The organism is Lysinibacillus sp. CTST325, assembly GCF_054665055.1.
On record NZ_BAAFHO010000001.1, the window covers coordinates 164,813 to 176,904 of the forward strand.

Below are 12,092 nucleotides of genomic sequence, written 5' to 3' on the forward strand. Positions count from 1 at the left end.
TTTTACTTATAGCTAACGTAAATTAGCCGTTTCCTTTAAAGCTTGTAACAAATTAGACAATTCATAAAAGCGATCTTCATCTCCCTGATCGAGAGCTTCATCAATTTGCGCGAGTAATTTTTCTTCTTGGAATACGAGTAAGCTGTTGGAAAGCAGCTCTTCAGCCAGTAAGCGATCTTTTTCACTAACAATCAGTGCTTCTGGCATATAAGGGTTTTCTTCAAGAACTGCTAAGTATTGTGCACTTGGTGGTACATTTGGAAAATTCAATTGTATATACATATCTTCATGCTCATGTAAACGTAAATCATGGAAGGATTTCTCAGCATCTGCTGTCATTACATTGCCTTTGTAAAAACGAAACGGCACTCCTGTTGAATCGACCGTTGACATTACCATTGCTCTAGGGCAATAGTGAGCTTCTTCAACAAATCGAATTCGTTTTAATAACTCATCGTTACTTAATAAGTAATTCAAAATCCATACACACTCACGACGTTTCAATTGATAATTTTTTAAAAACCATCTAACAAATGCTTTTTTATCGACAACTGATACAGAAGCAGTCATACCCACTCCCTCCTTTACTCAAATTCTAAGGTTTCTAACTTCTCTTGCCACTCCAGTTCACCCGGCTGAATAGTTATTAATTGACCGAGCACTTCTTTAGCTTCTGAACGCTTTCCTTCCTCTAACAAGAAATAAACATACTTTTCTAAAAATGCTGCGTCTTCCTTAAAATCATTATATGCCAAACGGTAAAATTCGTATGCACGGTCGTACAATTCTAAATTTTCATATGCAACCGCAGCAAATGGATATAAGGTACTCCATTCAAAATCATTTTTTTGCAACGTTTCAAATAATTCTATTACATCCTCATGACGCTCTTGCTGTGCCAATAAGGAGATTAACGCTAATACTGCCTCCATGTATTCAGGATCTAAGGCAATAGCTTCACGTAGATACTGCTCACCCTCAGCTGGCAAACCAGTTTTTAAAGCCATTTTACCGGCGAATAAAAATAAGGACTTATCGTATTCGTCACGCTTTAATCCTTCTAGAATGGCAGCGTATGCTTTTTTATTGTCCTCCGTCATGGCATAGCTTTCAGCAAGCAATAAATAGGCAGAAAAGTAATCAGGATCTAATTCTTTTAATTCCTCTAATTGTTTAATGGCCATTTCATATTTTTGTGATTGAAAGGCTGAATACGCTGCACCAAATAAAACATCTGGCTTTACTTCATCTTCCAGTGCTTTTAAATAGTAGTCTAAGGCTGTTTCATAGGCAGCTCCTGCTCGATACACCTCAGCAAGTCGTTCAGTAAGGCTTACCCCAGCAAATTCAACTTGTTGTTCATACAATTCTTCATATAGTCTCGCAGCCTCTAAGAAACGACCTGTTTCAAATAAAAGCTCCGCTTTAGCAAATTGTAATAATGGCTCATCAGGTAATATAGATAGTGCCTCATTAATGCGCATTTCTGCTACTTCAAACAATCCTTGCATTTGATAATAATCCGCTAATACTAATAATGCTTGAGGATATTCTGGAGCTGTCTCCTCTACTTCTAATAAAAAATCTAACGCTTCATCTTCATCGCCAAGTTCCATTAAGACGTTTGCACGATCAATTTTCAACTGCGCCTCTTCTGGGAATAAAAATTGTAAATGCTCCAGTACACGGTCAGCTTCCTTCATATATCCATACTGCATAAAAACTTCAGCTAGCGCATAAATGTCCTCAGGTAGCTCTTTCGTTAAAAATGTTTCAAGTAGCTGTTCAATTAATGCTAAGTCCCCTTGTTCAAGTGCTTGCATCATTTCAGTCATCGCATTGTTCACAGTTATTCACCTATTCTTTCATTAATACCTTTATGCTACAAAACATTTTCTCTCGAAACAAGAAAAAACTCCCCAAAAGACTTGGAGAGTCAAGCACCTTATTACTTTACTTCCTCTAAATGCTCGAAAAACGATGGATATGAAACCGCAATACATTCTGCGTCATCTAAAGTTACAGCCCCATCTGTTATTAGTGCTGCAACAGCGCCCATCATCCCTATACGGTGATCACCATAGGTTTGAAGACTAGCACTACGTAATGGAGTAGGTCCTTCAATAATCATTCCATCCTCAGTAGCTTCAATATTAGCACCAAGTTTTTTCAATTCATCCACAACAGCCGTTATCCGGTCTGTTTCCTTCACTTTTAACTCTTCGGCATCCTTAATAATAGTTTTACCGTTTGCCTGCGTTGCTAGTAAAGCAAGGATCGGGATTTCATCGATAAGACGAGGAATAATATCTCCCTCAATGGTAGTGCCTCTTAATGTTGATGTTTCAATTGTAATTGTTGCTGTCGGCTCTGATTGGCTATCTTCATCCGGTATAAGTGTTATAGAAGCTCCCATATTATGAAGCACTTCGATAATACCATCTCGTGTTGGATTAATTCCGACATTTTCCAGCGTTATTTTACTATTCTCACAGATGGCCCCTGCTACTAAGAAAAAGGCCGCAGATGAAATATCACCTGGCACAGACACATGTGTCCCTGTTAAAGTTTGGCCTCCTTTTAATGAAATAACACCTTCCACCGCATCAACCTGTGCACCAAATTGACGTAGCATTCTCTCAGTATGGTCTCGAGATACTTCAATTTCTCGCACAATTGTAGTACCTTCAGCACGTAAACCAGCAAGTAAAACAGCTGACTTCACCTGTGCACTTGCAACAGGCATGTGGTAATCAATAGCTTGTAATACTGTACCTTGAATGGCTAATGGTGTATATTGTCCATCTGCCCTTCCAGTAATGTGTGCACCCATTTGACGTAACGGATCAATAACACGGCGCATCGGTCGCTTTCCAATGGACGCATCGCCTGTCATTACTGAATGTACAGTAGATCCAGCTAGAATCCCTAGCATTAAGCGTGTCGTTGTACCAGAATTTCCTGTGTATAGTACCTCTGTAGGCTCTTGCCACCCCTCTATACCTGGGCTGTCGATGGATACATTTGTTCCTTCTACGTCAATTTTCACACCGAGCTTGCGGAAGCAATCAATTGTACTTAAACAATCCTCACCTAACAAAAAGCCATCAACTGTTGTTTTACCCGTTGCAATGGCTCCAAACATAACGGAACGGTGAGAGATAGATTTATCACCTGGAATCGTTAAAGTCCCTTGTAAGGAAGGTTTATCATATTGTAATACTTTTTCAGTCATCGTCTTCTTCCCTCCAATATGAAGATAGAAAGCGCCGTATTTCCGACGCTTTCTTTTAAAAAGGCATTTCCTGGATGCCTATGAAATATATGTTTCATAATTAGCACGCTTTTGTATACACGCTGCTGCACGTTCACGGTCACTTTCACTTTGTAAGCTAATAACAAGAATCCCGAAAACGTCTTCTCGTGACTCGACGATACGTAAATTTGTAATACTAATCGCTTCGTCTGCAAGTAAGCCTGTCACCTCAGAAATAACCCCTGGATAGTCAGGAACATCAACATATAAGTCAAATGATGTGAACATTGCACCTGCACTAATCGGTAATTCATCTCTTAGCTCTTTAGCAACCGCAAAGTATGTTTCTATGTCATCCGAGCTACCATTGAAAAGCAACTCCTTAACACGACTCATTTCCTTTTCCCAGCCTTCTAGCTGTGCAATAAGCTCTTCTCGATTTTGTAATGTAATATCTCGCCATAAAATCGGATTGGACGAGGCAATTCGCGTTACATCACGGAAGCCACCTGCAGCAAGTGAACGTGTCATTGGATATTCCCCATTTTCTCCGCCCAACTGATGCACAAGAGAAGCAGCAACGACATGTGGAAAGTGACTAACTACAGCTGTCATATGATCATGCTCACGAGCAGATACACTAACAACTTTTGCATGTGTAAATTTTAATAGACTTTCAAGCTGTGCCATATTGACAATTTCTTCACCTGCGAGCGGTGTTAGCATATAATACGCATTTTCAAAAAGGTGAGCCTTAGCAGCTAAAACACCGCTTTTATGTGAGCCTGCCATTGGATGTCCTCCAATAAAGGTAATACCTAACTCACGTAGTTCCCCAGCCTTTTGCATAATCTTCTTTTTTGTACTACCTGTATCTGTTACGATTACTTTATTTTTTAACGGCCATGTTTTTAATTGTTCCATCCATTCAAGCGTTGCGTTGACGGGCGTTCCAAAAATGATTACATCCACGTCGTCCACAACTTCTTTTGGATCTGTCACAATATCATGAACAATATTTAATGTTTTCGCATGTTCACGTGTTTTCGCATCCATATCATAGCCAATAATTTTTGTTTCAGGTGCCTTTTGCAATGCCAAGGCAATCGAGCCCCCAATTAGGCCTAGCCCAATAACGAGCACTTTGCGTGTCGTCATGCAAAAACTCCTTGCTCTTTTAGGACGTTTTTAAGGTGACCTAACAATGCTGCATTTTGAGCCTCTGTTCCGATTGTCACACGGATAAACCCAGGTAATCCTAGCGCATTTCCACTACGGATTATAAAGCCTCGTTTCATTAGCTCATTGAAGACAACATCACTATCAGCATTCGTATTAAAGAAAATAAAGTTCGTATCAGAAGGGAAGTAGTTCAAATTATGTTTCTCACAGAATTCAATATATTGTTTTTTACCTTTTTCATTTGCTTCACGGCAAGCATTTATATACTCTTGATCACTTAAAGCGATTGTCGCAACTGCTTGACTTAAAATTGTATTATTAAATGGCGCTCTTACTGGATCAAGCTTTGCAATTACTTCTGGTTGCCCAATTGCATAACCAACTCGGAAAGAAGCAAGGCCATATGCTTTTGAGAATGTACGCATTAATAGTACATTTGGAAACTCTTCTATTAAAGGTAGAGTATCTTTGTGACCAGGATGCGTTACGTATTCGATATATGCTTCATCTAATACTACTAGTACATCACTTGGAACCTTAGCTAAAAATGCACGCAATTCAACATCAGGTATCACCACACCAGTTGGATTATTTGGACTACAAACCCAAACGATCGATGTATTACCATCAATTGCTGCTGCCATTGCATCTAGATCATGGGCACCTTCGATACAAGGAACTTTGCGTACCTCTGCGCCTTCTATTTCAGCATTGTGCCAGTATTGAGAGAAGGATGGGTCTGCCATCACTGTGTTTACACCTGGATACAACAATGCACGAGTAATAATTGCAATGATATCGTCAGAGCCGTTACCAAAAAGAAGCTGTGTTTCTTTGACACCTAGATGATTTGCAACAGCTGTACGTAAATTTTGCGCATAGCCGTCTGGATAGATCGCATGATTTACTGAATTATTTTGTAAATAAGCAGTTACCTTAGGTGAACACCCAAATGGATTTTCATTAGATGCTAATTTTACGACTTCTTGTAAGCCATATTCACGTTGTACTTCTTCAATTGGTTTACCAGGCTTATATGCTTGCATTCCGTCCAATTGTTGTTTCCATTTCATCTCAAACATCTCCTCTATTTATTAGCTTGGGCTAAATCTGGTCTTAATTTCACTGCATCATTGAGATACAAGTGTTTTACATCCTTTTGTGCTACTTCCACATTTGCATGGATTAATACACGAATACAAAGTGGCAATGCGTTTGGCACGTCCATTTCATGCGTACACATGACAGGTACATATTGCCACCCGTCCATTAACCGTACAGCACGTGCCGGAAATGCTGACGTAATATCAGGCGTTGTGGATATTAGTATAGAAGCAATATCATCTACTTCCACATTATTGGCTGCTACTACTTCACGCACTAATCTTGCTGTCTCATCCCATACAAGCTCTGGCTTGTCAGATTCAATTGTAATTGCTCCTCTAAGTCCACGAATCATACAAGCACCTCCGCTAATAGCTGTCGGAATTCGGCATCTACTTCTTTGCACTCCGCTAAATCAATTGGTTGCACGAAAGGTTTACCAATTTTATCCAACAACACAAATTGTAAAATACCATACTCCGCTTTTTTATCTTTCATTAAATACTCTGTTAACTGTTCAAAGGAATATTCATTTACAGCTTCAAATGGATAGCCATTCCTCACTGCAAACTGCAAAAATGCTGTAGTGAAGTTACGATCTAATTCACCGTATCGTTCACTTAATAATAAACAATATACGAGTCCAATCATTACAGCCTCACCATGCGCTACTTTTCCATAACAAGCGGCCGCTTCAATGGCATGCCCATAAGTATGGCCTAAATTTAAAAATTTTCGCACAGATTGCTCGGTTTCGTCCTCTGCTACTATTTGCGCTTTCACTTCAATACCTTTTCTAAGCTGCTCCGCTAATTCTTCAGTGGTGAAATGAATAACTGTCTCTTCAGCCATTAATTCCTCTAACCACACTGCATTAGAAATCATCGCATGCTTGATCACTTCTGCTGTCCCTGAACGTACCTCGCGTTCAGGTAAGCTTTCGATAAAGACAGTATCGTAAATAACTCCCTCAGGTTGATAAAACGCACCAATCATATTCTTACCTAGCGGATGGTTAATAGCTGTTTTACCGCCTACTGCGGAGTCATGTGCCAAAATCGTCGTTGGGATTTGAATAAACGGCACCCCACGCATATAAGTGGCTGCAACAAAGCCTGTTAAATCACCTACAGCTCCCCCACCAAATGCAAAAATAAATGATTTACGCGAGCATTTTTGTTCAAGTAAAAATGTTTGCGCTGCATTGTATTGTTCAAATGTTTTACATGCCTCACCACCTGGTAAGATAAAGACCTCAAAATGATAAGGGAAATTAGCCTTGAAATAATCTCCTTGAGCTGCCCACACATTAGTATCCGTAAACACAATGAGCTTATCCGCTTTTTGAAGCTTATCGTCAAATGCTTTTACTGCTTCTGCTAAAAATTTATGACCAAGGACAACCTCATATTGATGCGATTTCGTCGCTACTGGTACTCGCATATTAGAACCCCTTTGTATAACGACGGTGTTCGTCGATTTGAGCTTTTAGTTGAGGTAATTGATCGCTATGGAATTGTTCCAATATTGCATTCGCTATTTCCCAGGCAATAACGTGCTCAGCAACAACTGATGCTGCTGGTACTGCACAGCTATCCGAGCGTTCTACACTTGCTTTAAATGGCTCTTTCGTTTCAATATCTACACTTTGCAACGGTTTATATAATGTAGGAATTGGTTTCATTACACCTCGTACTACAATTGGCATGCCAGTAGACATTCCACCTTCTAAACCACCAAGTCGATTTGTTGCACGTGTATAGCCTTCTTCCTCTGACCAAATGATTTCATCATGTACTTCAGAGCCTTTACGGCGTGCCATTTCAAAGCCAATTCCAAATTCAACACCTTTGAATGCATTAATAGATAACATGGCAGCTGCTAATTTTGCATCTAGCTTACGGTCATAATGAACATATGACCCAACACCAGCTGGCATTCCTTCAACGATGACTTCAACAACACCACCAATTGAGTCACCCGCTTTTTTCGCTTCATCAATTGCCTCCACCATTTTTGCCGAAGCCTCTGGGTCAACGCAATAGCAAGGATCGGCTTCAACAATGGCACGAATTTCATCTGCAGATTTCCCTTCCACTAAGGAAGTGTCTGCCTTAATACCAACGATTTCTGTTACATGTGCCACAATGGAAATGCCTAATTCATTTAATAGCGCTTTGGCAACAGAACCTACTGCTACACGAACAGTTGTCTCACGAGCAGAAGAACGCTCAAGTACATTACGTAAATCACGGTGTCCGTATTTCATGCCACCTACTAAATCCGCATGTCCTGGACGAGGACGGGAAATTTGACGTTTGATATCTTCAGGATTCACATCTTCTTCTAACGGTTCTGCTCCCATAATTTTTGTCCAGTGCTTCCAGTCATCATTTGTGACTACGAGTGCTACGGGAGAACCAAGTGTTTGTCCGTGACGAACACCAGCGACTATTTCCACTGTATCTGTTTCGATTTGCATACGGCGGCCTCGTCCATGTCCTCCTTGACGACGTTTTAAATCGTGGTTAATTTTTTCTGCTGTGATTGGTAAGAGCGACGGTAGGCCCTCAATAATTGTTGTTAATTGGGGTCCATGTGACTCTCCCGCTGTTAAGTAACGCATAAACGCTTTCTCCCTTCAACTCGCTAAAGTATGTATTTTTCACTATAACATATATTCTCTAAAAAAACAGTCCTTTTGCAAATGTCTTTTAAGACTCGTTTTAATTGTTTGTAAATTCCAAATTGTTCCAGCAACTTTTATTTTCAAGATTTTTTACGTTAATTTAGAGCAATTTACTAAATTTGAATATTCTGAACGATTCATTTAGAAAAAGATAGGTTCTTCATCTCCATTTATTATTAGTATTCACCAATCAGTTAATCCCCTACCTAAGCTTTCGCTAAATTTTGAGGTTGGAGCCTTAATGACCTTGATGCGAGATAGCTAATAAAAAATACGCTTTTTGCTTATATCAAGCGAAAAGCGTACGATTCATCTATGTCTAAAGCTTTAAAAATATGTACATGACATTCATATTGTCTATTGTACGAATGCTTTTCTCATATTATTAACTATTTTCGTCTATAGAAGAATGTATCCTCGACTTCAAACTCATAACGAGATGGATTAAAGATTTGCTCTGTTGATCCAACAAATAAAACTCCATCCTTGCGCAATGCTTTACTAAAATTCGTATAAATCTGATCTTTTGCTTCTTCCGTAAAGTAAATCATCACATTGCGGCAAACAATCAAATCATAATTAGAATCGTAATGATCCTTAAGTAAATTATGCTTCTTAAACGTCACACAACGTTTAATCTCATCCTTAACCCTATAAAAGGAACCTTCTTGCTCAAAATATTTGGCTTTAATATCACTCGGCACTTCTGCTAATGAGCGCTCCGGGTAGACACCTAATTTCGCCTTTTGAATAACATTTTCATCTAAATCAGTAGCAATGATTTGAATTTGAGATAATGGCACTAATTGAGATAATACCATGACTAAAGAATAGGGTTCTTCACCCGTTGAACAAGCAGCACTCCAAATTTTTAAACGCTTATTAGATTGCAGTAATTTCGGAAATATTTTTTTCTGCAACACTTCCCAGCGCTTCCCATTGCGATAAAATTCAGAAACATTGATCGTCATGCGATCTAAAAACTCATTCATTAAATCACGATCTTGTTCAAGTGCCTTTAGAAAGTCCACAAAATTACGATATCCCTTTTTCTCATACAGAGATGTTAATCGTCTTTTCATTTGTGCTTCTTTATATAGCGCTAAATCTATTCCTGTTTTGCGCTTTATACCTTCTATAAACTGTTCATAATCAGACATACGGTCTTCTTCCCCTCTAGCGTCGTATTTCCATTATAGCGGAAAAGTGCCATTCCTGAAATAGTCTTTCACATGTAATCTAAGTTACTTGGTTGAATTTTGTTTTTCCTCTAACAATAACACTTTGGATTGCTCTAATTCTAGACGTAATTTTTCTGTTTCCATCGTATACGTTTCTAATCTGAGCTTCTCTAGCTCTACTTCCTTCTCAATAGCCTTCAATTTAATTTTTTGTTTTTTTGTATGTGTATCTGTAAAAATAGCTGCTAAACAAATAACTACCCCTGCAATAATCCCCATCTCCGCTATCAATTCGTACACATCCTTTCATTTATAATGATTATACGGCAAAATCGAAAAAATAGTTTCATTTTTCTTTTCATTCTTTCATTAATTTAGCTAAATTATTCTTTTTAATTTGTTACAACGTAGCCATTTCATAAATTGCATCAAGTCCTATGGTAACTCCTTCGTGATAAAACATCCTTTTGAACCATGCTACTACGTCCTGTCGGAACGGAAATCAACCACACATTATGGTATTAATCCATAAAAAATGAAGGTAGTTAATCACCATCTTCAAGTTTTTTAGTCTTCTAAACCTCTACTCGATAATCCTTTAAATCTTCTCGTAATTTTACCTTCATGAATTTTCCTACAGAAGTTTTCGGTATGTCATTTAAAAATACAACGTCATCAGGAATCCATGTTTTATGGAATTGCGATCGTAAATCTTCTAGTAGCTCGGATTTCGTAATAGCATCTTTAAATTCAGGTTTTGGTACAACACATGCTAGAGGTCGTTCAAGCCATTTTTCATGAGGAATTGCTATAACAGCAGCCTCAAACACTTTAGGATGTGACATCAAAGCATTTTCAAGCTCTACTGAAGAAATCCATTCTCCACCGCTTTTAATTAAATCTTTTGTACGATCCGTAATTTTAATATAACCATCTACTGTCACTACAGCAATATCACCAGTGTAGAGCCAGCCATCTTTAAAGGCTTCCGTAGTTCGTTCATCGTTATAATACTCGGCAGCAATCCACGGGCCCCTAATTGTCAATTCGCCCATTGTTTTGCCATCCCAAGGGACTTCACCGTTTTCATTGACTACGCGTGTTTCAATGAGCGGCACTGTTATTCCTTGTGTAATACGAACATCCATTTTTTCATCCATCGTATAATCTTGCATATGTGTTAAATACGTCGATATGCTAACAAGCGGCGATGTCTCGGTCATTCCGTAGCCCGTCATGTAAGGAATTTTAAGCTCCTCCTCAAAACCGCGAGTTAAACCGAGCGGCGATGCTGAACCACCACATACAATCAATCGTATCGAAGACAAATCACGAGGATTTTTGCGTTGCTCTTGTAATACCCCAAGCCAAATTGTCGGTACTCCTGCAGTCAACGTTACCTTATATGTTTCAATTAAATCAAGTAATAGCTGAGGTGTAAACATTGGCCCTGGTAGCACCTGGGTAGCACCAAATAATACACCAGCAAACGGAAATCCCCACGCATTCGCATGGAACATTGGTACGACAGGTAGTAAAACATCAGCCTCGCCTATTGCAATACTATCAGAGAGTCCTGCTGTCATCGTATGGAGGACAATACTACGATGTGTATACACCACACCCTTTGGCATTCCTGTAGTGGCACTTGTGTAGCACATACCAGCAGGTGTATTTTCATCTAAATCATCTGGGAATCTAAAATTCTCATTTGCTTCTTCGAGTAATGCCTCATAAGATAGAGCATTCGGTAATGGGATGTTTTCTAGCTCGTCAGCATCTCCCATTACGATAAAATGCTTTACCGATTTAAGCTGTGAGACAATCGGTGCAATAAGTGGAACTAAGTTATCATCAATTAGTAATATTTCATCTTCTGCATGATTAATAACATAAGCAATATGCTCAGGTGCTAATCGAATATTAATCATATGCAATACAGCTCCCGCGCATGGTACTGCAAAATATGCTTCTAAATGACGGTGGTGATTCCAAGCAAAGGTACCTACCTTCATACCTCGCTCCATTCCCAACTTTGTAAGGGCATCTGCTAGCTTACGAGTTCGTTTTACATATTCTTTATAGGTAAACTCGTGAATTGTTGTAGGGCTTGTCCGCGAATATATTTTTTTCGCATGAAAAAATCGTTCTGCTCGATCCAAAAAACTTGTTAATAATAAAGGTGTATCCATCATATGCATAAAAACGCTCCCCTTTGTTCATAAATTTTTGAATCGTCCAAGGCTTACTGTTACTACCAATAATTACATATAAAAGGATCACCACCAAAACGTGTGGTTGATTTCCGTTCCGGCTGGGCGCTTTCCTGGGGGCGTCCGATGAGCCGCTTCACTCGCTCTGCTCGCTCCAGGGTCTCGGGCCAACACGATGTTGGTCACGAAGGCGTTATCACAGGACGTGATGGTTTTAGCCTTCGTTCCTCTATTGCTAATCCCCAAGGAGTCGCCCAGCCTCCACTCCAATCAACTTATTTACTAAGCAGACGTTTTAACGAAAGTCAACCACAACTTTCAGTGATGAACCATATAAAACAAGTTAATTTTTTCCCTCGCTAACCGTAGACAAGTACCTTTTCACTTCAGAGCTTCACAAATGCATAATCACAGGAGCTTTTGCTCATTCTCTATGCTCTATGAACAGTCTAGCTTATTTAGCTAGA

At 39.2% G+C, this 12,092-nt stretch carries 12 protein-coding genes; 1 reads left to right on the top strand and 11 read right to left on the bottom strand.

Going from position 1 to position 12,092, the window contains the following annotated elements:
- Nucleotides 1-12: 12 nt before the first annotated feature.
- The 11 genes from ACYQ73_RS00840 to ACYQ73_RS00890 all read right to left on the bottom strand — a co-directional run bounded on the left by ACYQ73_RS00840 (nucleotide 13) and on the right by ACYQ73_RS00890 (nucleotide 11,613).
- Nucleotides 13-570 carry a ReoY family proteolytic degradation factor gene (locus ACYQ73_RS00840; RefSeq protein WP_370075883.1) on the bottom strand — a complete coding sequence of 186 codons (558 nt, stop codon included), beginning with the start codon at nucleotides 568-570 and terminating at the stop codon, nucleotides 13-15.
- Between the two features lie 14 nt (nucleotides 571-584).
- Complete coding sequence (locus ACYQ73_RS00845) at nucleotides 585-1,835, bottom strand: tetratricopeptide repeat protein (protein ID WP_460011496.1); 1,251 nt, start codon at nucleotides 1,833-1,835, stop codon at nucleotides 585-587.
- Nucleotides 1,836-1,948: 113 nt separating this feature from the next.
- Complete coding sequence (aroA, locus tag ACYQ73_RS00850) at nucleotides 1,949-3,235, bottom strand: 3-phosphoshikimate 1-carboxyvinyltransferase (protein WP_460010712.1); 1,287 nt, start codon at nucleotides 3,233-3,235, stop codon at nucleotides 1,949-1,951.
- A gap of 78 nt (nucleotides 3,236-3,313) precedes the next feature.
- The gene (locus ACYQ73_RS00855; protein WP_460010713.1) at nucleotides 3,314-4,414 is read right to left on the bottom strand and encodes a prephenate dehydrogenase; all 1,101 of its coding nucleotides are present in this window, start codon (nucleotides 4,412-4,414) and stop codon (nucleotides 3,314-3,316) included.
- Complete coding sequence (gene hisC / locus ACYQ73_RS00860) at nucleotides 4,411-5,511, bottom strand: histidinol-phosphate transaminase (protein WP_460010714.1); 1,101 nt, start codon at nucleotides 5,509-5,511, stop codon at nucleotides 4,411-4,413. The genes ACYQ73_RS00855 and hisC overlap by 4 nt, the downstream gene beginning before the upstream one ends.
- A gap of 14 nt (nucleotides 5,512-5,525) precedes the next feature.
- On the bottom strand, nucleotides 5,526-5,897 hold the full coding sequence (gene aroH, locus ACYQ73_RS00865) for a chorismate mutase (protein ID WP_460010715.1): 372 nt from the start codon (nucleotides 5,895-5,897) through the stop codon (nucleotides 5,526-5,528).
- Nucleotides 5,894-6,985: a 3-dehydroquinate synthase gene (gene aroB / locus ACYQ73_RS00870; protein WP_460010716.1), complete on the bottom strand. Its 1,092-nt coding sequence runs from the start codon at nucleotides 6,983-6,985 to the stop codon at nucleotides 5,894-5,896. Before aroB ends, aroH begins: the two co-directional genes overlap by 4 nt.
- 1 nt (nucleotide 6,986) lies before the next feature.
- On the bottom strand, nucleotides 6,987-8,168 hold the full coding sequence (aroC, locus tag ACYQ73_RS00875) for a chorismate synthase (RefSeq protein ID WP_460010717.1): 1,182 nt from the start codon (nucleotides 8,166-8,168) through the stop codon (nucleotides 6,987-6,989).
- Nucleotides 8,169-8,620: 452 nt separating this feature from the next.
- Nucleotides 8,621-9,391 carry a CheR family methyltransferase gene (locus ACYQ73_RS00880; protein ID WP_460010718.1) on the bottom strand — a complete coding sequence of 257 codons (771 nt, stop codon included), beginning with the start codon at nucleotides 9,389-9,391 and terminating at the stop codon, nucleotides 8,621-8,623.
- Nucleotides 9,392-9,475: 84 nt separating this feature from the next.
- On the bottom strand, nucleotides 9,476-9,691 hold the full coding sequence (locus ACYQ73_RS00885; RefSeq protein ID WP_460011497.1) for a hypothetical protein: 216 nt from the start codon (nucleotides 9,689-9,691) through the stop codon (nucleotides 9,476-9,478).
- A 296-nt stretch (nucleotides 9,692-9,987) separates the two neighbouring features.
- Nucleotides 9,988-11,613, bottom strand: coding sequence for a long-chain fatty acid--CoA ligase (locus ACYQ73_RS00890; protein ID WP_460010719.1), 1,626 nt, complete (start codon nucleotides 11,611-11,613; stop codon nucleotides 9,988-9,990).
- 138 nt (nucleotides 11,614-11,751) lie between these two features.
- Between ACYQ73_RS00890 and ACYQ73_RS00895 the strand changes: the two genes are divergently transcribed.
- Nucleotides 11,752-11,988 carry a hypothetical protein gene (locus ACYQ73_RS00895; RefSeq protein WP_460010720.1) on the top strand — a complete coding sequence of 79 codons (237 nt, stop codon included), beginning with the start codon at nucleotides 11,752-11,754 and terminating at the stop codon, nucleotides 11,986-11,988.
- The last annotated feature ends 104 nt before the right edge of the window (nucleotides 11,989-12,092 follow it).